This is a genomic window from Clostridium thermarum, assembly GCF_006351925.1.
In the GTDB taxonomy this organism is placed as follows: domain Bacteria; phylum Bacillota; class Clostridia; order Clostridiales; family Clostridiaceae; genus Clostridium_AU; species Clostridium_AU thermarum.
Window position 1 is genome coordinate 285,977 of record NZ_CP040924.1, and the last position, 25,224, is coordinate 311,200.

The 25,224-nt window shown below is 38.3% G+C and carries 22 protein-coding genes and 1 other annotated feature (1 of these 23 running past the window's edge); of the genes, 13 read left to right on the plus strand and 9 right to left on the minus strand.

Features of this window, described 5'->3' with window-relative positions:
• Window positions 1-152, plus strand: a binding site (T-box leader); it begins 79 nt to the left of the window's first position.
• 203 nt (window positions 153-355) lie between these two features.
• The 5 genes from FHY60_RS01275 to FHY60_RS01295 all read left to right on the plus strand — a co-directional run bounded on the left by FHY60_RS01275 (window position 356) and on the right by FHY60_RS01295 (window position 4,958).
• Complete coding sequence (locus FHY60_RS01275; protein WP_139902442.1) at window positions 356-1,510, plus strand: ABC transporter substrate-binding protein; 1,155 nt, start codon at window positions 356-358, stop codon at window positions 1,508-1,510.
• Window positions 1,511-1,643: 133 nt separating this feature from the next.
• Window positions 1,644-2,528: a branched-chain amino acid ABC transporter permease gene (locus FHY60_RS01280; protein ID WP_139906253.1), complete on the plus strand. Its 885-nt coding sequence runs from the start codon at window positions 1,644-1,646 to the stop codon at window positions 2,526-2,528.
• Between the two features lie 10 nt (window positions 2,529-2,538).
• Complete coding sequence (locus FHY60_RS01285) at window positions 2,539-3,510, plus strand: branched-chain amino acid ABC transporter permease (protein ID WP_139902444.1); 972 nt, start codon at window positions 2,539-2,541, stop codon at window positions 3,508-3,510.
• Window positions 3,479-4,267, plus strand: coding sequence for an ABC transporter ATP-binding protein (locus FHY60_RS01290; protein ID WP_139902447.1), 789 nt, complete (start codon window positions 3,479-3,481; stop codon window positions 4,265-4,267). Before FHY60_RS01285 ends, FHY60_RS01290 begins: the two co-directional genes overlap by 32 nt.
• A complete protein-coding gene (locus FHY60_RS01295) occupies window positions 4,254-4,958 on the plus strand; it encodes an ABC transporter ATP-binding protein (protein ID WP_139902449.1) in 705 nt (234 codons plus the stop codon). Before FHY60_RS01290 ends, FHY60_RS01295 begins: the two co-directional genes overlap by 14 nt.
• Before the next feature lie 60 nt (window positions 4,959-5,018).
• Here the strand turns inward: FHY60_RS01295 and FHY60_RS01300 are convergent, their stop codons facing one another.
• Window positions 5,019-7,961, minus strand: a complete 2,943-nt coding sequence (locus FHY60_RS01300; RefSeq protein ID WP_139902452.1) for an ABC transporter substrate binding protein — start codon at window positions 7,959-7,961, stop codon at window positions 5,019-5,021.
• A gap of 305 nt (window positions 7,962-8,266) precedes the next feature.
• Here FHY60_RS01300 and FHY60_RS01305 point away from each other — a divergent pair, with 305 nt between their 5' ends.
• From FHY60_RS01305 to deoD, 5 genes are all read left to right on the plus strand, one after another.
• Complete coding sequence (locus FHY60_RS01305) at window positions 8,267-9,286, plus strand: LacI family DNA-binding transcriptional regulator (RefSeq protein WP_139902455.1); 1,020 nt, start codon at window positions 8,267-8,269, stop codon at window positions 9,284-9,286.
• 30 nt (window positions 9,287-9,316) lie between these two features.
• Window positions 9,317-9,988 (plus strand): deoxyribose-phosphate aldolase, encoded by a 672-nt coding sequence (gene deoC / locus FHY60_RS01310; protein WP_139902458.1) that lies wholly within the window; start codon window positions 9,317-9,319, stop codon window positions 9,986-9,988.
• Window positions 9,989-10,032: 44 nt separating this feature from the next.
• Window positions 10,033-11,337, plus strand: a complete 1,305-nt coding sequence (locus FHY60_RS01315) for a pyrimidine-nucleoside phosphorylase (protein ID WP_139902462.1) — start codon at window positions 10,033-10,035, stop codon at window positions 11,335-11,337.
• A gap of 180 nt (window positions 11,338-11,517) precedes the next feature.
• On the plus strand, window positions 11,518-12,702 hold the full coding sequence (locus FHY60_RS01320; RefSeq protein ID WP_279230424.1) for a phosphopentomutase: 1,185 nt from the start codon (window positions 11,518-11,520) through the stop codon (window positions 12,700-12,702).
• Window positions 12,703-12,715: 13 nt separating this feature from the next.
• Window positions 12,716-13,423: a purine-nucleoside phosphorylase gene (deoD, locus tag FHY60_RS01325; protein ID WP_139902465.1), complete on the plus strand. Its 708-nt coding sequence runs from the start codon at window positions 12,716-12,718 to the stop codon at window positions 13,421-13,423.
• A gap of 60 nt (window positions 13,424-13,483) precedes the next feature.
• Here the strand turns inward: deoD and FHY60_RS01330 are convergent, their stop codons facing one another.
• Window positions 13,484-13,987 (minus strand): hypothetical protein, encoded by a 504-nt coding sequence (locus tag FHY60_RS01330; protein WP_139902467.1) that lies wholly within the window; start codon window positions 13,985-13,987, stop codon window positions 13,484-13,486.
• 247 nt (window positions 13,988-14,234) lie between these two features.
• Entirely contained in the window at window positions 14,235-16,157 is a 1,923-nt protein-coding gene (locus tag FHY60_RS01335) for a putative bifunctional diguanylate cyclase/phosphodiesterase (RefSeq protein WP_139902470.1), read from the minus strand.
• Between the two features lie 228 nt (window positions 16,158-16,385).
• On the opposite strand from FHY60_RS01335, the gene FHY60_RS01340 reads away from it, so the two are divergent.
• The gene (locus tag FHY60_RS01340; protein WP_139902473.1) at window positions 16,386-17,474 is read left to right on the plus strand and encodes a DUF3810 domain-containing protein; all 1,089 of its coding nucleotides are present in this window, start codon (window positions 16,386-16,388) and stop codon (window positions 17,472-17,474) included.
• 67 nt (window positions 17,475-17,541) lie between these two features.
• On the opposite strand, the gene tnpC is transcribed toward FHY60_RS01340, so the two are convergent.
• From tnpC to tnpA, 3 genes are all read right to left on the minus strand, one after another.
• A complete protein-coding gene (tnpC, locus tag FHY60_RS01345) occupies window positions 17,542-19,176 on the minus strand; it encodes an IS66 family transposase (RefSeq protein ID WP_139902287.1) in 1,635 nt (544 codons plus the stop codon).
• Window positions 19,177-19,316: 140 nt separating this feature from the next.
• Entirely contained in the window at window positions 19,317-19,673 is a 357-nt protein-coding gene (gene tnpB / locus FHY60_RS01350) for an IS66 family insertion sequence element accessory protein TnpB (RefSeq protein ID WP_139902289.1), read from the minus strand.
• Window positions 19,667-19,975, minus strand: a complete 309-nt coding sequence (gene tnpA, locus FHY60_RS01355; protein WP_139902291.1) for an IS66 family insertion sequence element accessory protein TnpA — start codon at window positions 19,973-19,975, stop codon at window positions 19,667-19,669. Before tnpA ends, tnpB begins: the two co-directional genes overlap by 7 nt.
• A 600-nt stretch (window positions 19,976-20,575) precedes the next feature.
• Between tnpA and pyk the strand changes: the two genes are divergently transcribed.
• Complete coding sequence (pyk, locus tag FHY60_RS01360; RefSeq protein ID WP_139902474.1) at window positions 20,576-22,321, plus strand: pyruvate kinase; 1,746 nt, start codon at window positions 20,576-20,578, stop codon at window positions 22,319-22,321.
• Between the two features lie 110 nt (window positions 22,322-22,431).
• Here pyk and FHY60_RS01365 read toward each other — a convergent pair whose 3' ends face one another.
• Window positions 22,432-23,163, minus strand: a complete 732-nt coding sequence (locus FHY60_RS01365) for a lysoplasmalogenase family protein (RefSeq protein WP_139902477.1) — start codon at window positions 23,161-23,163, stop codon at window positions 22,432-22,434.
• Between the two features lie 117 nt (window positions 23,164-23,280).
• Entirely contained in the window at window positions 23,281-23,445 is a 165-nt protein-coding gene (locus FHY60_RS01370) for a DUF1540 domain-containing protein (RefSeq protein ID WP_180375497.1), read from the minus strand.
• A 232-nt stretch (window positions 23,446-23,677) separates the two neighbouring features.
• On the opposite strand from FHY60_RS01370, the gene FHY60_RS01375 reads away from it, so the two are divergent.
• The gene (locus FHY60_RS01375) at window positions 23,678-23,920 is read left to right on the plus strand and encodes a glutaredoxin family protein (RefSeq protein WP_139902480.1); all 243 of its coding nucleotides are present in this window, start codon (window positions 23,678-23,680) and stop codon (window positions 23,918-23,920) included.
• Between the two features lie 152 nt (window positions 23,921-24,072).
• On the opposite strand, the gene FHY60_RS01380 is transcribed toward FHY60_RS01375, so the two are convergent.
• Window positions 24,073-25,197 carry a GerMN domain-containing protein gene (locus FHY60_RS01380; protein WP_139902482.1) on the minus strand — a complete coding sequence of 375 codons (1,125 nt, stop codon included), beginning with the start codon at window positions 25,195-25,197 and terminating at the stop codon, window positions 24,073-24,075.
• Window positions 25,198-25,224 lie beyond the last annotated feature (27 nt).

Here is a 25,224-nt window from a genome sequence, read left to right on the forward strand (position 1 = left end):
ATAGGTAATGATCACTTCTGAGTCTTATGGCTGAAGTCAGTAAGTCATAACGGTGGTCCCGTTAAAAGGCTAAGGTTTGAAAGAACCTGATGAGGCAGTTGCTGTGAAGTAACTGTAAACTAGAGTGGTAACGCGTATGTAACGCCTCTATATGTTTAGACATATAGAGGCGTTTTGCATAATTGGGGCTTATCTTTTTATGTAAATGGGGCTTACATAAAAAGATGTAATTATAAATAAAAGGGGGCGATTTTGTTGGAGATTACTATTCAACAGGATGAGGAAGGTATAATACGCCAGTAGAATCTGAATACTAAAAATATTTTAACGACAAAAAGTTGAAAGGATGTTGAATATGAAAAAATCTTTGAGTTTATTAACTGCGGTTTTGGTTGGGGCAAGCCTTTTTGCAGGCTGCAGTAAGGCAGAAAATTCTAATACAGTTAAGATAGGTTTAAATTATGAGTTATCTGGTCAGGTAGCTACTTATGGTACAGGTCTTGTTGAAGGCATAGAACTGGCTTTTGAAGAAATTAATAAGGCTGGCGGAGTGCTGGAAAAGCAAATAGAAGCTGTAAAGGTAGATAATAAATCCAATGATACAGAAGCAGCCAGTGTTGCAACAAAGTTAGCAACTAAGGACAAGGTAGTCTTGATGTTAGGACCAGCTACCTCAGGAAATACAAAGGCAGCATCACCAATAGCTAATCAAAATAAAATCCCATTGGTATCCGCTTCAGCTACAGCTGACGACGTAACAGTGGACAAGAATGGTAAGGTAAGAGAATACGTATTTAAAACTTGTTTCAGCGATTCCTTCCAGGGAGTTATAATGGCGAACTTTGCCTTTAATGACCTAGGCACAAAGAAGGCAGCAATGCTTATAGATGCTACCAGTGATTATAGTAAGGGGCTTGCAAAGAACTTCCAGGAAACCTATGAGAAGCTTGGCGGAACTGTAGCAAAAGAAGAAGCTTACAAGGCAAAAGATACAGACTTTATGGCAGTATTAACTAACCTAAAAGCTGCACAACCGGATGTATTATTCGTACCTGGATATTATGAAGAAGTTGGTCTGATTGTTAAACAGGCCAGAGAGCTTGGTTTAAATGTTCCGGTACTAGGCGGAGACGGTTATGATTCACCAAAGCTCATAGAGTTAGCAGGAAAAGATGCACTAAACAAGGTTTATTTCACAAACCACTATTCTTCACAGGATACTGCACCTGAAGTAGCTAAATTCAGAGAAGCTTTCAAAGCTAAATACGGCAAGGACCCAGATGCATTTAATGCACTTGGCTATGATTTAGGATACTTTGCTGCAGATGCTATAAAGAGAGCAGGTAAGGCTGATCCGGAGGCAATCAAGAAGGCTCTTGAAGAAACTAAGGACTTTAATGCAGTAACAGGTAAATTCTCAATAGGCGAAGACCACAACCCTGTAAAATCCATAACAGTGTTGGAAGTTAAAGATGGGAACTTTACATTTGTTAAGAAGGTAGAACCTTAATCAATTAAAAATTAACAATTAATAATTAGTAATTATGGTGGAAATTCAGCTTGGGCTGAATTTCTCCTTTCTTAAAAAATCATTGAAAGAGGACGCCAAATTAGCAACATAGATAAAAAAAGAGGTGATGATGGTGCAGCAGTTTGTACAACAATTAATAAACGGAGTATCTATCGGAAGTATATATGCTCTAATAGCTTTAGGATACACAATGGTTTACGGAATTATAAATTTAATTAACTTTGCTCACGGAGAAGTATTAATGGTGGGTGCTTATGTGGGATTTGCGGTAACTACAACTCTGGGCCTTGGATTTTTACCATCCCTCCTAATATCTATGGTAATTTGTGCATTGTTGGGAATGGGAATAGAAAAGGTAGCTTATAAACCAATTAGAAATTCAAGCAGAATAGCGGCGCTTATTACGGCTATAAGTGTATCTCTGTTCCTACAATATGGAATGATGTTTTTCGTAAAGGCTGAGACAAGAATTTTTCCGGATGTTTTGCCAAGACATAACATTATACTGTTTAACGGAAACGTAGTATTGGATTCAAGAAATATCTATATTATTGCAATAACAATTTTACTTATGGCGGCACTTCAGTATATAGTTCATAGGACAAAGGTTGGTAAGGCTATGAGAGCCGTTTCCCAGGATAGGGATGCTGCTCAGCTGATGGGGATTAACATCAACAAGACTATATCCTATACCTTTGCCATTGGTTCAGCCTTGGCAGGAGCGGCAGGGGTTTTAGTAGGGGTTTACTATAATTCCATCAACCCGTTAATGGGGGCAACCCCTGGGTTAAAGGCCTTCATAGCAGCAGTAATCGGAGGTATAGGAATTATACCGGGAGCAGTGTTTGGAGGATTTTTCTTAGGCATAACTGAAACCTTTGTCAGTGCAGTGGGTTATTCCTTATATAAGGATGCGGTTGCTTTTGCAATATTGATATTAGTATTAATCGTTAAACCAAGAGGGCTGTTAGGTAAAAATATTAAAGAGAAAGTATAGAGGTGATAACATGAAGGTGCTTCAAAAAAAGAATACAGTCGGTGCAGCAGTAATTGCTTTAGTCTACATTATTACAAAGGTTTTGATTGATGGAGGCGCCATTCCTCAGCATATTTCCTTTAACTTGTTTATAGTTGGTATAAATATTATTTTAGCAGTAAGCCTAAATCTTATTACCGGTTTTACAGGACAGTTTTCTCTTGGACATGCAGCCTTTATGTCTGTAGGAGCTTATACCTCTGCAGTAATAACATCAAACTTCGGACAGCCTTTTGTTGTTGGACTTATTGCCTCAGCGGTAACAGCAGCTTTGGCAGGGCTTATCATTGGAATTCCAACTTTAAGATTAAAAGGTGACTATTTAGCTATAGCAACCTTGGGGTTTTGCGAAATAATACAGGTTTTGATTTTGAATAACGAATACTTAGGTGGAGCTACAGGCTTCAATGATATACCTAATAATACAACTTGGACATGGCTCTTCTTTATGGTAGTTTTGACCATGCTGCTTATCAGTAATTTTGTTAAATCCTTTCAGGGGCGTGCCTGTATTGCCATAAGAGAAGATGAAATTGCAGCAGAAGCTATGGGGGTTAACACTACAAAATATAAGGTTATGGCCTTTGTTATAGGAGCAGCCTTTGCAGGAATAGCCGGAGCCTTGTATTCCGGATATGTAAACTTTATAAAGCCTACATCTTTTGATTTTATGAGATCAATAGATATACTTGTTATGGTGGTATTTGGTGGAATCGGCAGTATTACCGGTGCTGCTTTGGGGGCAGTAGCGCTGGTAATAATATCTACTTTATTGCAGAGCATACCTGAACTTAGAATGGTAGTCTATGCAGTAATTCTCTTTGTAATTATGGTGTACAGACCACAGGGGTTATTGGGAAAAGGAAATTTGAACTTCATAAACAGGTTTTTAAAGAAGGGAGGAAGTATAAATGGCAATATTGACAGTAAAGAATCTATCTAGGACCTTTGGAGGTATTGTAGCGGTTGCGGATATAAATATGGAAGTACAGAAGGGTCAGATTGCAGGGGTTATTGGACCTAATGGGGCAGGTAAAACAACCTTCTTTAATCTGTTGACAGGGATTTATACTCCTTCCGCCGGAGAAATTATATATGAGCTTGATAGGACAGTAAGCAACAAAAACTTAAAGCCGCATAAGATTGCAGGCTATGGCATATCAAGAACCTTTCAGAATGTAAGACTTTTTAAAGAGATGACAGTTTTGGACAACGTATTGTTGGGCTATCACAGCAACTTTAAGTACAGTGTACTATCTTCATTCTTCAGGCTTCCGGCTTTCTTTAAGGGGGAAGAAAAGGCAAAGGAAGAGGCTATGGATCTTCTTAAGGTAATGGGGCTGCTGGAAAAGAAGGACGAATTAGCTAAAAACCTTCCTTACGGAGAGCAAAGAAAGCTTGAAATAGCAAGGGCCTTAGCCACTAAGCCCAAGATCTTGCTGCTGGATGAGCCTGCAGCAGGAATGAACCCACAGGAAACCAAGGACCTTACCAAGCTGATAAGGAACATAAGAAAAGATTTCGACCTTACAGTAATTCTTATTGAGCATGATATGTCCTTGGTTATGGATATATGTGAAAAGATATTTGTATTTGACTATGGAAAGCTAATTGCCCAGGGAACTCCTTATGAGGTTCAAAATAACCCTGAGGTTATTAAGGCCTACTTAGGAGAGGAGGAGCAGGATGCTACAGCTTAGGGACGTAAATTTGTATTATGGGGTAATACATGCCTTGAAGGGGATAAATATAAATATACAAGAAGGGGAGATTGTAACGTTGATAGGTTCCAATGGGGCTGGAAAATCATCAACCTTACGGGCTATCTCCGGCATAGAAAAAATAAGCTCCGGCAGCATTGAGTTCAACGGCAGGGATTTAGGAAAGACCAATGCTTCGGAAATAGTTTCTATGGGGCTGTCACAGGTACCGGAGGGCAGAAGAGTATTTCCTCAAATGACGGTTATGGAAAATTTAGAGATGGGTGCTTATACAAGAGAGGATAAGGCTGAGATTAAAGCAGACTTTGAAAGGGTATTTACCCTGTTTCCAAGATTGAAGGAAAGAAAGTCTCAAATGGCAGGTACCCTCTCCGGCGGAGAGCAGCAGATGCTGGCCATGGGAAGAGCCCTGATGTCAAGGCCGAAGCTTTTACTCCTGGATGAGCCTTCAATGGGGCTGGCTCCTCTGGTGGTAAAGGAAATATTCAATATAATAAAAGAAATAAATAATGAAGGCACTACTGTTTTGCTGGTAGAGCAAAATGCCAGCATGGCTCTGAAGATTGCAGACAGAGCTTATATAATTGCCAACGGAGAAATCGAAGCCGAGGGTAGGGCACAGGAACTTCTCCATGATGAAAAAGTTAAGAAAGCATATTTAGGGGGCTAAATATATTAAGGGCTTCAGTAAAGGTTGAAATACTTTTACTGAAGCCCTTATGGTTTATGCCTATTTAATTTTATGTTTTTCTATAAAATTGTCCAACTGATCTTCCGGCAGAGGCTTGGAATAGTAGTAGCCCTGAATGATATCACAATTATTATTTTTTAGATAGTGAAGCTGTTCTTGAGTTTCTACCCCCTCTGATACTATGGTAACACCGATTTTATGCCCCAAGTCTATAATTGAGTCTGTAATAATGCTTTTGGTAGTGTCTCCAATGATGTCGTCAATAAACATCTTATCTATTTTCAAAGTATTTATAGGTAGGTTTCTCAAGTAACCAAGAGAAGAATATCCTGTGCCAAAGTCATCCAGGGCGATCCGTATACCCTTTCCATTGAGAAACTGAAGCTTTTCTATAATCATGTCCGGTGATTCCATAATAACTGATTCAGTGATTTCAAGTTCTAACAGGTGGTTTGGAAGCTTGTACCTTTCAATAATATCCATAATCATTTGACAAAAGTTTTCCTGGAGGATTTGAATTACGGATATGTTTATACTTATCCTATATTGGCTGTTAAGCCTTCTATTTAGGTCTGCTGCGAAACGGCAGGCGCTTTCCAATATCCATTCACCTAGGGGAACTATGAAGCGGGTTTCCTCTGCAATACCTATGAACTGTAGTGGCGGAACCAGACCGAGTTTTTCATTTTTCCAGCGGACCAGAGCTTCAAAGCCGTAAATTTCATTGGTGCGGATATCAATTTGAGGCTGATAGTACAGCAGGAATTCCTTTTTCTCCAAGGCATTTTTCAACTGCTTTTCAATAACTACTCTGGTAATGACCGCATCCTTTATAGTTGAGTTAAAGAAACTATACCCATTCTTTCCCTTTTCTTTTGACTTATACATTGCCATATCCGCGCACTTCAGGAGGCTGTCTAAGGTTGTACCATCTTGTGGGAAGAGTGAAATTCCTATGCTCACGGTAATATTTATAGTGTTCTCCTCTATTATCAAGGGTGAGCTGAAAACATTAATTATATTACGGGCATAGTTCTCAATTTCACCCCTACTCTCTGCCTGCTTTACATAAAAGATGAACTCGTCTCCACCAAGTCTAAACAAGGTACAGGAGGAGTTGGCAACAGAGGATAAACGGTTGGCAACTTCTATCAGTACTTTGTCTCCAAAGGAGTGGCCTAGGGTATCGTTTATCAGCTTGAAATTATCAGTATCGATAAATAGCATTGCTTGCAGACTTACATTTGTATTTACATCCTTTAGTTCTGCTGAAAATACTTCATTAAAATATGTCCTGTTATATAAATCTGTCAACTGATCATGATAGGCTAAATGCTTAAGTACTCTTTGATATTGTTTAGTGTTTGTAACATCAGTATGGGATCCTATCATTCTCACCGGAACTCCGGCATCATTAAAGATAGCTTGTCCGCGAGTATGAAGCCAACGGTAAGAGCCATCCCGGGCCTTGATTCGATAGTCACACTCATAGCTGTCAATCTCCCTATTAAGATATAATTTACGGGTTGTTTTTATCTTTTCTCTGTCATTAGGATGAACCAGTGAAAGCCATTGTTCTTCTGTATGCTTGTAGGACTTCCTGTCATAGCCCATAATTTCAAACCACTTATCAGAAAAGTATATCTTATCGGTAAGAAGGTCCCAATCCCATAGGCCGTCATTGGTGGCATCCAGTATGGTCTTATATCTCTGTTCGCTTTCCTTTAATTCTTCCTGGGAAGTACATATAATTTCATACTGCCTTTTCAGTTCGCTATCCGCGTCAGAAAGATTCTTATACAGTTCAGTCAACTCACCATGGCTCTGCTCCAATTGTTTCTTCATTTTTCTTGTCTTATCCAGGTAATATAATAATATTGCAACTGATGAAAGTAGCACAAGAAATGCAATAATGGTGTAGGTTATCAAGCTGGCATAGGTTTCAAAAAAAGCGTAAGGATTATTTAATATACGGCTATTATTGGGCAGCTGCTTCATGGGTATATTGAATCTTTTTAATTGGAGGTAGTTGAATATTAATTGTGAATTTTCCTTTGCAATAATAGGCAAATCAGAAGCCTTCTTACCTTCCAGTATTTCTATGGCTAACTTTCCCGCATCCGCTCCATATTGTGAGGCGCTAACCATGCTGCCACCCACTACGCCATCATCGGATGAAAATTCATAAATATGGTAAATGGGAATTGGGGACCTTTGGCTCAGCTGCCTGGTAAAGTATTCATTATCTACAGACTTATTTGCGATATCCGTGGAATAAGTAGTAATTAAGGTAATGCTATTTTCTTCTTGCTTCGATAGGGTTTCAAATATTTCTTCTTGTGTGTGATTATTTAGTGGAATAACTTCTATATCTTTATTTAATTCAGTGATTGTCTTGATAGAGAGCAGAGCAGTAGACTTACCGCTTTCCGTGTTGTCATAGATTAGATATATCTTTTTTAGGGCAGGATTGATTTGTAAAGCTGTGGATACTGTACCTCTGACATCGATGTTTTCTATAACGCCTGTAATATTTTCGTGACCTTTGGTCAGCGCAGTCAGACCATCTTCATTTATTCCGGAAAATACTATGGGGGCATCAGAGAATAGTTCCTTTCTATTTTCGAGGGCAAACTCCAGAGCTGCATCGTCAGTGGTAATTAAGAGATCAATATGTTCATTAAGGTACTTTAACTTTAGAGAAGAATAAAAGTTTTGCAGTTGTTCCTTTGTTGGATAGCGCTTCCAATCCATATACTCTACTGAAATATTCTTATCAGGATACTTTTCTTTAAGAGAACTTAAAATACCCTCTGTTTGATCGTCGGTCCAAGAATACCCCCTATGATAAGAATTAATTATCAATACTAGTCCGTCTATTTTATCTGCATAAACAAAAAGGGGTTTGCAGAAACTTGCAGTAAAGATAGCTAAAAGAAGAATTAGAAATTTGACAGCGGGTAGACATTTTTGTTTTTTCATAAACTCACCTCCGTATATTATAATTTTTAGTGTGTTTTCTGATATGTAAAATATGGGAATAAATTATCAACTAAAAATGATTATTATATACAATTATATCACATAATAAAAAATTTAAAATAAAAGTATAGAAAAAGCTTATAATAAATGTTGGAATCTGTAAAAAATGTATGAAATAATTTTCACACTGCATGAAAAAATGTAAGAAAAATATATGGGGAATAGAGTTGACATTATAAAGAAAATAGACGTATACTAAATATGTAAGCGCTATCACATGTTCTGAAAGACAGGAGGATTAAATCATGGCCGTTACCATAAATGACATAGCAAACAAGGCAGGTGTATCCTTGGCTACTGTATCCAGAGTAATCAATGATTCCGGTTACGTGTCAGCTGACACGAGGAAAAAGGTGCTTCAGGCAATAAAAGAACTTGACTTTACACCAAATGGCATAGCCAGAAGCCTGTCTAAGAACGAAACAAACACCATAGGGATTGTAGTGCCGGATATAACTAACTCCTATTTTGGTGAAATAATAAAGGGAATAAGTGAAATTGCAGAAAGTAAAGATTTGAATATCATATTATTTAATACAGATGATAATATTAATAAGGAATTGAGGGCCCTAAAGTTATTGAAGGCCCAAAGAATAAAGGGTATAATCATGACTCCCGGCTTTGGAGAAGAAGACCTGAACAGTGAATATATAAATACCCTTGAAAATATCGGTGTACCTCTGGTGCTGGCAGCAGCCAGCGTAAAGTATGCAAAGCTCAACGGTGTCTTCGTGGATGATATAAAGGGAGCTTTTGACGCCACTAATCATTTGATTAAAGAAGGGCATACTAAAATCGGAATCATAACCGGTGGGTTAAGTTCAAAACCATCTGTGGATAGGCTTATGGGCTATAAAAAAGCTATGGCCTTCAGTAATTTACCCGTGGAGGAAAGCTTAATATACCATGGGGATTACAGAATGGAGAAGGCCTACACAATTACCAAGGAGATTCTGGAAAAGCCGGACCGTCCTACTGCCCTTGTCATATGCAGCAATATGATGACCTTGGGGGCAGTAAAGGCAATTCACGATTCAGGTAAAAAGATACCGGAGGATTTAGCCATAATCGGCTTTGACAAAATACAGGCCTTGGACTTATTGGGCTTTAACATAAGCTATGTAGATGATTTTCCGGTAGAACTGGGCAAAGAAGCGGCAAATATGCTGCTGCAGCTGGTGGAACAGGAGGACAGTAAAGGAATAAGAGAAGTAACTATTAGTCCCACTGTTGTATTAAAGGGTTCAGAAAAGTATTTAAAATAAAAAATTATCAAAGAAAGGATGTCGAGTTAAATGAATTTAGCAAAATACATAGACCATACAATATTAAAACCGGAGGCTACGGAAGAGGCAGTAATAAAGCTTTGCAAAGAGGCTAAGGAATACGGTTTCGCCTCTGTTTGTGTAAATCCATATTATGCTTCCCTTGCAGCTAAAGAATTGATGGATTCAGATGTTAAGGTATGTGTGGTAGTAGGTTTCCCCTTGGGAGCTAATACAAAGGAAGTAAAGGCCTTCGAAACAAACCAGGCCATAGAACACGGTGCAGAAGAAATAGATATGGTTATAAATATCGGTGCACTTAAGGATAAAAAATATGATGTGGTAAAAGCAGATATCGAAGCAGTAGTTAATGCAGCAAACAAGAGAGCTAAGGTAAAGGTAATAATTGAAACCTGTCTACTAACCGATGAGGAAAAGGTACAGGTTTGTGCCATCGCCAAGACCGCCGGAGCAGACTTTGTAAAGACATCCACAGGCTTTTCCAGCGGCGGAGCTACCGCTGCAGATGTAGCCCTGATGAGAAAAACCGTAGGCCAAGACATGGGCGTAAAGGCTTCCGGTGGAATAAGAGACTACAAAACAGCTATGGAAATGATCAATGCAGGAGCCAACCGCTTGGGCTTGAGCGCAGGAATTGCGGTAGTTAAAGGCGAAGAAGCTGCAGGTGGAGATAAATACTAATTACTCATTAAATATTAGTGAAGCTCAGAGAAGGAGAATGCAGTATGAGGATGTATGATTTGATCATTAAGAAAAGAAATGGTCAGGAGCTTAGTACAGAAGAGATAAATTACTTTATTGAGAACTACACAAAGGGGAACATACCGGATTATCAGGTGTCTGCCTTAATGATGGCTATTTATTTTCAGAAGATGAACATGAGAGAAACCTCGGCTCTGACCATGGCTATTGTCAATTCAGGGGATGTATTGGATCTTTCAAAGATAGAGGGTATAAAGGTAGATAAGCACAGCACCGGCGGTGTTGGGGATACTACTTCCCTGGTGCTTACACCTATGGTGGCAGCGCTGGGAATACCGGTGGCTAAAATGTCCGGAAGAGGACTTGGCCATACCGGAGGAACTATAGATAAGCTGGAGTCCTTCAAGGGCTTTTCTGTAGAGATAACTGAAGATCAGTTTATAAACAATGTAAATACAATAAAGCTGGCTATTATGGGCCAGACTGCAGATTTAGCCCCTGCAGATAAAAAACTCTACGCCTTAAGAGATGTTACCGGTACTGTAGACAATATTTCACTGATATCTTCAAGTATAATGAGCAAGAAGATTGCGGCCGGAGCTGATGCCATAGTTCTGGACGTTAAGGTTGGAGACGGAGCCTTTATGAAGTCCTATGAGGAGGCAAAAGAACTGGCCCAGGCTATGGTGAGCATAGGTAAGAATGTAGGCAGAGAAACCATAGCTGTAATCTCTGACATGGATCAACCTCTGGGCTTAGCTATAGGTAATGCCCTGGAAGTAAGAGAAGCCATGGATACCTTAGTTGGAAAAGGTCCACAGGATTTGTTGGAGCTGTGTTTGACTGTGGGAAGCCAGATGGTGCTGTTGGCCAAGAAAGCTGCTTCAGTAGAAGAAGCAAGACAGATGCTGTTAAAGACCATTGAAGACGGTTCTGCCATCCGCAAGTTTAAAGAATTTATAACAGCTCAAGGCGGCAGTGCTGAACAGGTGGATAATCCAGACCTGCTTCCAAAGGCTAAATATGTAGTGGAAGTTAAGAGTGACAGGGCAGGTTATGTTACAAAGATAAATGCCCAAAGCCTAGGCTTAATAGCTATGGAGCTGGGCGCTGGCAGGGCCACAAAGGAAGATGTCATTGACCTGGCAGTGGGAGTCGTGCTCAACAAAAAGAGGGGCGACAAGGTAGAAGTTGGTGAAACCATAGCCTATATTCACGCCAACGACGAAAGCCGAATCGAAAAGGCCAAGAAGGATATACTTAAGAACTACGTTATTTCACCGGAAGCAGCACGTAATATTCCGCTGATATACGACGTGATTAGATAATGAGCAATGAGTAATTAGTAATGAGTAATTAGTAATGAGTAATTATGGAGGAAATTCAGCCTAAGCTGAATTTCTACAAAATATAAATTAGTGGATATTTTTCAGCTTCGCTGAAAAATATCTTCCTTAATTACTCATTACTCAATATTAAGTACTAATTAAGATACGGAGGTGTTAAAATTGACAAAAGGCAATATAGACAGAGTAATATGGATTGTGCTGGACAGTGTTGGTATGGGAGAAATGCCGGATGCCAAGGACTTTGGTGATGTAGGTGTAAATACTATCGGTAACGTGTCTAAGGCACTGGGAGGCCTAAAGGTGCCTAACATGGAGTCCTTAGGTCTTGGAAATATAGACGGAATAAAGGGAGTAAACAGAGTAGATTCTCCAAAGGGCTGTTTTGCAAGGTTTGCTGAGGCCTCAAGAGGTAAGGACACTACTACAGGACACTGGGAAATGAGCGGTGTTATTTCTGATGTTCCCTTCCCAACCTACCCGGAAGGCTTTCCACAGGATATAATTGAAGCTTTTGAGAAGGCAACAGGCAGAAAGGTTATAGGTAACAAGCCGGCTTCCGGCACTGAGATATTGGATGAACTTGGGGAAGAACATATGAAGACCGGCAAGGTGATTGTATATACTTCTGCAGACAGTGTATTCCAAATTGCTGCCCATGAACAGGTTGTTCCTCTGGAAGAACTATATAAGATGTGTGAAATTGCAAGAAACATCTTGGTAGAACCTCATGCAGTGGCCAGAGTTATAGCAAGACCTTTCGTAGGTAAGCCCGGAGCCTTTACAAGAACTCCTAACAGAAGAGACTTTTCATTGGTACCGCCTTACGATACAATATTAGATAAGATGAAAAAGGCCGGCTATAACGTTATGGCCGTTGGTAAGATAGAAGATATTTTCTCCGGCAAAGGAATTACAGAAGCTGTTCATACAAAGGATAATATGGATGGCGTTGATAAAACGCTTGAATACATGAAGGAAGATAAGAAGGGTCTTATCTTTACAAACCTGGTGGACTTTGATATGAAGTGGGGACACAGAAATGACTATAAGGCCTATGGAAAGGGTCTTGAAGACTTTGACGCAAGGCTGCCTGAAATATTAAATGTCATGAAGGATACAGATGTATTGTTTATAACTGCAGACCATGGTTGTGACCCCACAACACCAGGAACAGATCATACAAGGGAGTATGTACCATTTATAGCTTACGGTAAGACCTTAAAGGAAGGCGTAAATCTTGGCACAAGACATACTTTTGCAGATATGGGTCAGACCTTGGCAGATATTTTTGAAACAGAAAGTATTCAAAACGGAAAAAGCTTCTTAGCTGAAGTTATAAAATAAGGAGGATTTTTAAATGAGTGTTCATATTGGTGCAAAGGAAGGACAGATAGCAGATAGAATATTATTACCGGGAGATCCTTTAAGAGCTAAGTTTATAGCAGAAACTTTCCTGGAAAATCCTGAATGCTATAATGAAGTAAGAGGCATGTATGGTTTTACCGGTACTTATAAGGGCAAGAGAGTATCAGTACAAGGAACCGGTATGGGAATGCCTTCGATATCAATTTATGCTACAGAACTTATACAGTCCTATGGCGTAAAGAAATTAATAAGAGTAGGTACCTGCGGGTCCTTCCTGGAAGATGTTAAGGTTAGAGACGTAATCATTGCAATGTCAGCTTCCACAGATTCAAACATAAACAAGTTGAGATTCCACGGCATGGATTATGCTCCTACAGCCAGCTTCAAGCTGCTTAAGAAAGCCTATGACACAAGCGTAGAGAAAGGCTTAAACACAAAGGTAGGTAGCGTATTAAGCTCCGACACCTTCTACAATGATGAGGCAGACAGCTGGAAGCTTTGGGCTAAGTACGGAGTTATGGCTGTAGAAATGGAAACAGCAGCCCTATATACCATAGCAGCTAAGTTTGGAGTAGATGCTCTTGGAATATTAACCGTAAGCGATCATCTTGTAACAGGAGAACTTACAAGTGCAGAAGAAAGACAGAAGACCTTTACTAATATGATTGAAGTTGCCTTGGATACTATAATAGAAGATTAATAAAAAAAGCTAGGATGCCTATCATCCTAGCTTTTTTAACTTTAAAAGCAACTCTCCTCATCATTTATGCCGTAGAGATTCCAATAAATCAATATATTTTTGCAATAGTTCGTTCTCTTTATTCAAGATACCGATTTGTTTTTTCATTACAGTTAAAATACCATCATAACCTGATAAGGCTTCTTCATAGTACTTACTTTTTATGAGTTTTTGAATGTTTGAGTTTCTTCTTGAAATTGCCTTCTCTACAAGTATAAGCTGCTCAGAAATGTTGCTTAGTTCCATCTCCATCTTTTCTACCCTTCTGCTGTCTTCTTCCGAAGGATGAATTTCACCACTGAATAAATTCATATAAAGGTCCGCTGCTTTCTTCCCCTTTTTATTTATTTCCTGCTGTATTTTCTTGATTTCCTTTTCTTTTTCACTGATGGCCCTTCGTTTTTCTTTTACCTGAGCATTAAATTCGCTCTCAGGACTCCTAAGAGCAGCCCTTGCATAGACAGTTTGAGATGGAATCAGCAAGCAAAGCAACACAGCCGAAAGCATAGATATTATTTTTTTCATACAAAATCACCTCAACTCTAGGATTCCTTAGAAAAAGGTAATTATGCAAAAAATGAATAATATATAATAAATATGCTGCCGTTTAGGCAGCATTTTTTAAAATAAAATTCCGCTAGCGCTTCCAACTTCTCTGTAACAATTGGAAATTCTGACGGAATGATATCGTGGAAAAATTCCGGCACAGTAGTGTGAGAAACAACAGGTGAAAAAAGGAAGCTCCAAAAAGGAACTTCCTATAGTTATGATTTTATAAAATTCTATGTATTTCTGAGGGTGGAAGTGGCTTTGAGAACAGATAACCTTGAATAATATCACAATTATTAGATTCAAGGTACTCCAATTGATCATTAGTTTCAACACCTTCTGCCACAATGGTAAGACCTATCTTATGGCCCAGATCTATTATAGAGTCTGTCAGGGAGGTATTGCAGCCTGCTGAAGATATATCATCTATAAACAGCTTGTCAATTTTTAATGTAGTAATTGGTATTTTTCTCAAGTAAGCAAGGGAAGAGTAGCCTGTACCAAAATCATCCAGGGCTATGCTTATACCTTTTTCTCTCAATAGCTTAAGTTTTCCCACTATTAGGTCAGGAGATTCCATGATAATGGATTCCGTTATTTCAAGTTCCAATAATGAGGGTGAGAGCCCTGTATCTGCAAGTATCCGCTCCACCATGTCTGTAAAGTTATCCTGCAGCAGCTGCATTACTGATATATTTACAGATACTTTGTAATCCGTACCCTTAGCAGCGTTAAGAGCTTTTAAAAACTGGCAGGAGTTTTTTAATATCCATTCGCCCAGAGGAACGATAAAGCCTGTTTCTTCTGCCACATGTATAAATTTTAAGGGGGATACCAGGCCCAGTTCCGGACTTTGCCATCGAACCAAGGCTTCAAAGGCTTCCACCTTTTTGGTCTGTACATTTACCTGTGGCTGATAATGAAGAATAAATTCATTATTTTCCAGAGCCTTCCTTAAATGTTTTTCTATTTTAACTCTAGCCTGAATTTCATCATTTAATATGCTGTTATAAAAGCGAAAACCGTTCTTTCCTCTTTCCTTAACCTTATACATAGCCATATCCGCATACTTTAGCAAGGTGTCAACGTCTGTGCCGTCATAAGGAAACAAGGAAATACCAATGCTTACAGAGGTGCTGATGCTATTTCCATCGATATTAAAGGGTTCGCTGAAGCTGTCAATTATTTTGTTGGCATAGGCTTCTATAGCACTTTTGTTTTCCGCGTTCTTGATATATATAATAAACTCATCCCCGCCAAGTCGAAACAGTTCACAATTGTCACCGGTAAAAGTCAAAAGCCTCATTGCCACCATCAGGAGAAACTTGTCCCCAAAGGAATGACCAAGAGTATCGTTGACGAATTTAAAATTGTCCGTATCGATAAAAAGCATTGCATCCATTGTATTTGAGTTCTTATGCTGGCTTAAATAAAGGCCTATGGTATCGTATAAATACAACCTGTTATTTAATCCGGTCAGTGCATCATGGTAGGCTACATATTGCAGTTCAGCTTCATAATCCTTTAACTCTGTTATATCCATATGAGAACCCATTACTCTATAGACCTTGCCCTCAGAGTCGTATTGAGCCTTACCTCTGGAGCGGATCCATATATAATCCCCATGGACATTTTTTATTCTGAACTCGCAGTTGAAATAAGGAACCTTATTTTTCAAATGCTGTTTTAAGGCCTTGAAAATCTGATGTATATCATCAGGCTGAACAAATTTTCTCCAGAACCAAATACTTTGCTCACATTCCTCAGGATTATAGCCTAATAGTTCGTACCATTTTTCTGATAAATATATATTTCCTGTATTAAAATCAATGTCCCATATAGCATCATTGGTTGATTCCAATACAAGCCTATAGCGCTCTTCTGTATTGGTAAGGGTTTCTTGAGTGCAAGCGAGTTCCTCGTATTGAGCCCGTACTTCCTCGTCCGTGGAAGCCAATTCTTCATAAAGCTCAGTAAGTTCTTTGTGATTTTCCTCTAATTCCTTTTTCATCCTTTTTATTTTCCATATATAGAATAATAAAACAGCAATAAAGGACATGAGCAGGATCAAAGTGCCTAAGGAACTATATACAAGAGTTTTATAATTTTCGAAAAAGAAAAATGACTCATTAACACTATTACCCATAATCGCACCTCATATATGCATACCGTAGTAAAGAATTTATCAAAGTACTGCACTGCATCATAATTGAATTATATCACAAAAGGGGGAATTTTTATACAAAAGTCATAATATAATTATATATTTGCCTGAAATATATCGGTTATTTTTCAAATCTTATAACAAATTAGACAATGATATTACTATATGGTAAATTTAATAATAGGTAAAAAGTCAGGAAGGGGAATAGTTATGAAAATTGATAAAAAGGAAAGAAATAAGCTTGTTATTGTTGGACTTGTACCTATTATTATGCTGTTGAACTCTGTTAGTAAATCTGTACCGCAGCTTGTGGAAAAACTGTACTCTACCGGTATAAATAAGCCCATACGGCAGCTTCTAAGCTTTATTTCATCCATAGTACCCTTTTCTGCGGCGGAATTTCTTGTTTTTACCCTAATAGCTATTCTTATAGTGATGGTAGTTATTTTAATAATAAAGATTATAAAGGGTGGCTTTTTAAAGCAGCTCCTGAATATAGCTGCTTATTTATCCGGCCTATATGTATTGTTCATGCTGTTCTGGGGATTTAACTATAATAGGCTTTCTTTTGATAAAATAGCTGGCCTAACCATTGAAAAGTCCTCAAAGCAGGAACTTTATGAGTTGTGTGAGCTTTTGATAGAAAGGGCCAATAACTTAAGAGCACAGGTAGCAGAAGATTCCAAGGGGGTAATGCACATAGAAGGCGGCTATAAGGATGTGTTTAAGCGTGCCTACCTGGGGTATTCTGAGGCAGCTAAACTTTACCCTGAGCTTGGGGGCAGCTACGGAAGACCCAAAGGGGTGCTTTTGTCCGTACCTATGAGTTATACTGGTATAACAGGCATATACATGCCATATACTGGAGAGCCCAATGTAAACAACAATATCAGAGACTTCATGCTGCCCTGTACCACTACTCATGAAATGGCGCATCAGCGGGGCTTTGCCAGAGAAGACGAGGCCAATTATATAGCGTATGTCACTTGCACTTCCCATCCCGATGCTGATTTTAAATATTCCGGAGTTATGCTTGCTCTTATTAATTCTATGAATGCCTTGGCAGATGTTGATTATGAAGGTTTCAGGCAGTTATATTTCACCTATTCCGAAGGTATTAAAAGGGACTTACAAGACAATAGAGAGTTTTGGAAAAAGTACGAAGGAAAGATAGAGAAGATTTCTGATACCGTCAATGATACCTACTTAAAGTCCAACGGCCAAGCCGATGGGGTTAAGAGCTATGGAAGAATGGTGGATTTATTGTTGGCGGAGTACAAGAGTGGTAGAATGGAGTAAGTGCATGAAATAACACAACGAAGTAAGCGTAAAATAGTCCCCACCTATTATTCAGATGGGGACTCTGCTATACTTGTTTTGATTTACAGTATTTAGGTAAGGTAGATGACCAAGGCAATAAAGAATCTAAAACTTCAGAATCATTTATATCAACATTTGGAAACTGCTCAAATAAGTACTTTAAGTATTCAAAAGGATTAAGATCATTTTCCTTTGCAGTTTCAATAATACTATAAGTAACTGCACTTGCCTTTGCTCCCTGCGGAGTATTGGCGAACAGCCAATTTTTTCTCCCAATGACAAATGGCTTTATTGCCCTTTCGGCGCGGTTATTGCTAAGTTCCAGCCTGCCATCTTTGAGTATACTCATCAGTTTATCCTTCTGATTGAATGAGTAATTGACAGCTTTCCCGTAACTTGATTTGGGTAGTGCAAGAGCGTGTTCCTTTTCAATCCATGAGAAATAAGCCTCTAGCATTGGTTTAAGTTTGCTAAGGCGTTCATCATACCGGTCTTCAGATGACAAACTTGATAGTTCTTCCTCAAGCTTAAACATTTCATCAATATATTTGACTCCTTGATAAGCAGAGGTATACATGTAGCTTTCTTTATCAGTCACTGCCTTTAAGGTATCAGTGAAATACCTCCTTGCATGTGCGAAGCACGCTACGAGAGTAACTTCCATGGCACCGCCGGCTTTGGAATCTTTCAAAAGTTTGTCATAACCGTCATAGGCATCAACATGAAGATAACCCTTAAATCCATTTAAGAAGGTTTTGGCATTATCTCCTGCCCTTGATGGCTGATAATCGTATAGAACAATAGGCTCATGCCCATTGCCTGTACGGTACATCCACATATAAGACCTTGTTGTGGCCTCACGGCCCGGCTCATTGAGAACTTCTAGTTCTGTTTCGTCCGCATGAGCTACATCATAGTCCGTAAGGTATTTACGTAGACGCAGGTACAAAGGATTCAGCCAATCTTGTGCAGCCCGAATAATCCAGTTAGCCATGTTTTGACGGTTAACTGGTAAACCACGCCGCTTGTATTCTTGTTCCTGCCTATAAAGAGGAGTAGCATCTACATATTTCCTAGTCATGATATATGCTATTATAGAAGGGGATGCTATACTTCCCTTAATGACAGGCTTAGGGGTTGGCGCCGAAATCATTGGGACAGTTATATCTTCCTTTTCACATTTCCGACAGGAATAAATCATGCTGTGGATTTCTTTTACGATAATTTGTGCCGGGATGACCTCCAGCTCTCTGCGGATTTCGGAACGCACCTCATGGAGTTGACCGCCACATTGAGAACAAACCTGTTCTTCAGCTGAGAGCTTATATTCAACTATTTGCTTAGGAAGATCTGAAAGATCTTTTTCACGTTTTCCTTTAAGCTTTTTAGCCTTGGATGAAGATTGTTGTTGCTTTGCACAATCATCTAAATTAGGCTCAGCAGTAAAAGGCTGTCGCTCACTTTCAGCCTCGTTAAATATTGGCATGTTAATCTGACCATCTATATTCTTTTCACTGGATTTACCAAATAGTCTCTGCTTGTTGAGCTTGTATTGCTCTTCATACCATTTTAGTCTAAGCTCAGCCTGCTCCTTTTCAATGCTGAGTTTTATGAAGGCATCCTCTAGCTCTTTACGACTGTAATTCTCTAAGTTAAATGATTTTACTTCTGTTTTACTCATACTTATATTATACACTTTTCATACAAAATTATCAAGAAAAAAAGTCGTAAAAAGCTAGTGTTTTCAACGGTTTTAGAAGTTTTAAAGAGTTGGAAATTATCCACTTTTTGATTGAATTTTTTAGGGTTATCCACAAAAAATCAAATGATTTTTCTCTGCATAATATCACGATGTACTCCCTTTTGGTTAATATCCAGTCCATCTAAAAGCCAGCGGAGCTCCCGCTCCGTTACATGTATAACTTTGTCTTTAGAATTATTAGGCCACTTAAAGCGACCTTTTTCCAAACGGCGATAGTAAAGCCAGAATCCATTCCGCTCCCAATAGAGCAACTTGAGTTTGTCGCGTTTAGCGTTGCAGAATACAAAAAGTGCATCAGAGAATGGATCTAACTTAAAATTCATCTGAACGATGATGGCGAGACCGTCAATAGATTTTCTCATATCAGTACTTCCAGCAGCCAAAAATACATTAGAAGTCTGCTTTAGGTTTAACATAAAGTTAATAGGGATTGGACAACATCTGCAAAGAGTTCTTTATCGAAGTCTTGCGAAACTGAAATTTCAGCCTTACCGACTTTTACAGTAATAGATGTTGTTGTTATAGATAAATTTGTTTTTACTGAAACCCACTGCTGTCTTGGTTCTTCTTTAAACTCTGCTTTGTTGAATTTGTTAATCCAATAGCGTAATTTGTGTATACTCAATTGTTTTTGCTGACACCATACCGGCCCGGTAAGGCCGCTAGATCTATAATCAGCAATGAGCTGCTGCCAATCTTCCATATTTAATTTTGTCAATAAAAACACCTCCGGAATTTTATTCTAGAGGTATTATCTCACAAGATTTATATTCATAAAATGTGTGGACAGTTTGACGCTTACACACAACGAAAGCTAGGAGTATCTACTTTATTAAAAAGTGATTTTCCTAGCTTTCTCTTATATGCGTCGGTGCATTATCTTGCAAGTTTTGGCAACACTCCTTTCAATTTTTGCGCAACTTAACCCTTGTATGTGAACCCATTATAATTGCGTAAGTTAGATGAATTTCCTCCTTTCATGTATTGAAAACACTTGATAAACCAAGGCTTGCGCCTAATATTTGGCAAATTATAAATGTTTTGGCGGAATCACCTCTTTCTTATATTTTCAATTTTTCTTTATAAGTATTTGATGTATTTGGTGATTTAATAATACAATATTCAGAAAATTAAGTCAAGCCTATTTTAAAATTTTCTGACTTTATTATCACTTTTTCTTGTGTAAATCTAATAGGAATGGGATAATATCTAGTAGATAGTATAAGGGAAGTGCTAAGCACTTTTATTAATCCATTGTCAACTGTCAACTTTAAATAATAGCTTAAAGTATGATTAGATAAGTAAAGGAGCTGATATTATGAGAATGACAAAAATTATCTGTACTCTTGGTCCTGCTGTAGATGATGAACATTTACTGGAGCAATTAATCGAGGGAGGTATGGATGTTGCAAGATTAAACTTTTCTCATGGAACTCACGCAGATCAACAAGTGAGGGTAGATAGGCTTAAAAAGGTTAGAGAAAAGCTTGGAAAACCCGTACCGCTTCTCTTAGATACTAAGGGACCTGAAATAAGAATGGGTAAATTTGAAAATAATGAAGTTTATCTCAAAGAGGGAAACAGCTTTGTCCTTGTAAATGAGAATATCCTAGGAAACGAGGAAAGGGCTACAATATCTCATAAGGAGCTTTACAAAGATGTAAAAGTAGGTACCAGAATCCTGATCAATGATGGTCTGGTAGCCCTTGAGGTTGTTAAGGTTGAAGGTAAGGACATCCACTGCCGTGTACTAAACGGCGGAGTAATAAGCAATAACAAGGGGGTAAATATTCCGGAGACAGATACCCATCTTCCTGCATTGACAGAGCAGGATATCAAAGATATTGAGTTTGCTGTAAAAAATGATTTTGACTTTATCGCCTGCTCTTTTGTCAGAAAGGCCAGCAATGTCAACGAAGTGAGAAAGGTATTGAAGAAGCTTGGCGGAGAAGGTATAAAGATCATTGCAAAGATAGAAAACCGTGAAGGTGTAGACAACTTTGATGAAATACTGAAAGTTTCTGACGGAATAATGGTGGCAAGAGGAGATCTAGGAGTAGAAATACCTGCAGAAGAGGTTCCTGTTGTTCAGAAGATGATAATTGAAAAGTGCTATAGAAATGGAAAGCCAGTTATAACAGCAACTCAGATGCTGGAATCCATGATTAAAAACCCAAGACCTACAAGAGCTGAATCCAGTGACGTTGCCAATGCAGTTTTTGATGGTACTAGTGCTGTCATGCTCTCCGGAGAAAGCGCTGCAGGAAAATACCCTATAGAGAGTGTAAAAACTATGGCCAGAATATGCATGAAGGCAGAAGAATCCATAGATTACGGAAAGAGACTAGCTTCCATGCAATTTGATATGATGGATAACATAACTAATGCTATAAGTTATGCTACATGCACTACAGCGCTCCACTTAAAGTCGGCTGCTATTATATCTGTAACACACTCGGGAGAAACTGCAAGGATGATATCCAGATTCAGACCATCCTGCCCCATAATTGCTCCAACAGATTCTCAAAGAGTTCAAAGACAGCTTCACCTATCCTGGGGTGTAGTACCATGCCTTGTGGAGTCACTGTCCACAATTGAAGAAATGTTTGAGGCAGGAGTACAAAAGGCTTTAGAGGTTAACTTGGTTAAAAATGGTGATATAGTTGTTATTACTGCAGGAGTTCCCGGTGGAGTTAGCGGTACAACCAACCTTTTAAAGGTGCATACCGTAGGTAATATACTTGTAAAAGGAACCGGTGTGGTGAAGGGTAAAGTTACCGGCAAGGTCTGCGTGGTAAGATCCGTTGAGGAACTTGAAAAGTGCTTTAATAAGGGGGACATAGTAGTAGTAAACAATACAACTAATGATATGGTACCTTATCTAAGAAACGCTTCAGGAATAATTGTAGAGGACCCAGCTGTAGACAGCCATGCAGTAACAGTAGGCCTGGCCTTAGACATTCCTGTACTCACCGGAGCAAAAAATGCCCTAAGCATATTGAAGAACGGCTCTGTGATAACCTGCGACACAAATAATGGCTTAGTGCTAAGCGGAACAGTATAGAAAAAAACCAGCGGAAACGCTGGTTTTTTTTAATTAAGAATTAAGATTTAAGAATTAAGAATGGAGGACGAAATTCAGCGGACCTGAATTTCTACTAATATTTATAATTTTTAATTTTTAATTCTTAATTGACAAAAGTTGTAACCGCTCATGGCCAGGAGCACCTGAGAGGGCAGGTAAAAAAACCAGATTAAGAAGGTTGATATGTTGTATATGTAAGTGAGAAATATGGACTGTGGTTTTAGCAATTGAATAACATTTGAGAGCCCAACATTAATATCACATAGCAAAAATAAAACCATGCCTATAGCAATCATGTATCTATTGGGACTGGGAAACTGCTTTGCCTGACAGAGCTTTATGGCTCTTATAACGCTTGTCATTAGACAAATGGCATATGCGGTGGCAACCCAAAATAGAGTTTCCAGGTTTTTAATGAAAAAGCCGAGTAATATGTACAATATGGCCAAAACCTCAAAAATCATCAGAAATCGTACAACAGTGGGATAGGCTTTGTGGGAATTATATCTTATGCAGTATATGATTTGAGTTACACAAAAAACAGCTACTCCAATGGTGAATTTATCTAGAACCAAGAGGCATAAGTCTGCCAAAGTTGTCATAAATAAACCTGTTTGCAGCAAACGGATATCTATTGGACTTATAGCATGGTCCATTGCCATAAGTGATAATAAGAAACAGAGCAATATGGATATGTATTTTAGATTATAGGTAGTATAAAAGGTGTTCATCCTGTTATAGTCAAGATAAAGAAAGGTCATATATAGTGTTGCCAAAAGAATTAATACGGCATAAATTATAAATTTTTTAATCACTGTCATATAATATCACCACACAAATAAAAATGTCATACCCCTATTAGGATATGACAAGACATTGTTTTATATGTAGTTTTTATATAGAAGGCACCTTCACGGCGCCTTTTATATGTTTTTGTACTAAGCTCTTTCAAAGCTTCCGCAGTCAGTACATTGCATTGTATCAGCTCTGTTTTCATGTTTAACTATTTTAATTTGCTGTAATGTGCAGTAATCAACATTTCCTGCATGGAATTTACATTCATTAACTACGCAGCCGATACTGTCATTATGACCATTATGCATTGAATTTTTTCTGTGTGCAGTATTATCCATGATATCACTCCTTAAGTTTTTTACATATCTATTATCTGCATCTATAGCACTTTTATTCATGGTAACATTGTGCCTCGTTACCTATAGACTAAAGCTTTTGAAATTTTATTTTTCAAGGTAATCTATGGTAACATTTATACCCCTGGTGAGTATAATAAAACTAGAAGATACCATTAAGGGGTATATTTATAGGAGGTAAAAAATGAGTGTTACTGTTTATACAAGTTCATCTTGTCCGTGGTGCTTAAGAGCTAAGAGATATCTTGATTCGAAAAAAATAGAATACAGAGAGGTGAATGTATCAAGAGATAGAATGGGCGCCTTTGAAATGGTACTAAAGTCCGGTCAACGGTCAGTACCGGTTATAGATATAGATGGAAACATCATAGTAGGATTTGACAGAAAGGCTATAGATAGTTTACTATCTGGAAATCAAAGCAGTTAAAGTAATGGTCAATTGACAATGAAGGATTAAATTCAGCGGAGCTGAATTTCTACAAAATTATATTTTAAAAACTGCGTTGAGACGCAGTTTTTAATTTTTGAGTTAGTTTTATTTTTACTTAACAGTTTTCTATTATTATACGAAGTGCCCTTTTAATCCAATTCAAGCTCTACATTAAAAGCTTCGCCTTTTTCCATTATAATATGGCCGGAGCTGTATGGTTTGCCGTCTAAGGTTATGTACACTTTTTTAATACCGTAATATTTTCCCAAGGTGTTGGCTATGCCTTGAAGGACCATGCCTTCATAGCCGGAACCCAAATTCATTTCTGTTACAAAGTTATCTGTAAAGTCCACATAGACCATACCGTCATTGTTCAGATAGAGACTGTTGATTTTTACGTTTGGTGCCATTAATCTAATCAGTTCGTTACTTGGAGGATCTTTAAACTGCTTTTCCAAAACTATCTTAGTTATGTCGTTGGTGTTGAAGGTTACCTCCTGTTGAATAACGGATAACTTATCAGATACAGTGTTGGGATAATAAAAATTAATTTTTTGAGTCAAAGGCTTATTGGTTTCTATTTCTTTCAGCGAAGAAATTATTTCTAGGCTGTCGGATCTAAATACGGATTTAACTAACCCCTTATTTAGTACATAATAGTCAATTGTCTTGGAATTTGAGCCCTCAGTGGTGACTTCAAGAGCTTTATAATTTCCCGAAGGAGTAGAAACATCTACATTTACATTGGTAATGGTACGCTTTCTTCCTTCATCTAAAGTCCAGGAATTACCTTTAACAAGGGGCTCCTTTAACAATATCTCCTCTCGATTGGGCTGCTTGGAAGTGAGGTCTTCTCTGTAATAACATTCTTCTCTTGAGAAAACTATTTTCAATTCTCCGTTTACTTTTTCAATAATCCTGACAAGTTCAGTACCGCTATTTTTTATACGTTGCTGAATTTTATTCCCTTTTATATAATCTACGGAAAGAGTATTGGCTGCAAATTCACTGCCCATTCCTTCGTATGTATATACGATATCAGCTAGAAAGGGATAGTAGTCCTCAATTTTATAAGCAGTGCTAGCTTCATCCGGTTCACTGTCGCTGCTGTTTGGTATTTCAAAAGGAGTCTCAGATTCTTTGGGGTTAGGAGTTGATGGGTTAATAGTGTCTGTATCTGTTTTTGTCTTATAGCTGTTAGGAATAAATAGCTGACAACCAGAAGCGGTTAAAGTAAACAAGGTTAATAGGATTCCACAAAAGAGTTTTTTCATAATATCACCACCTACATGATTTTTTAT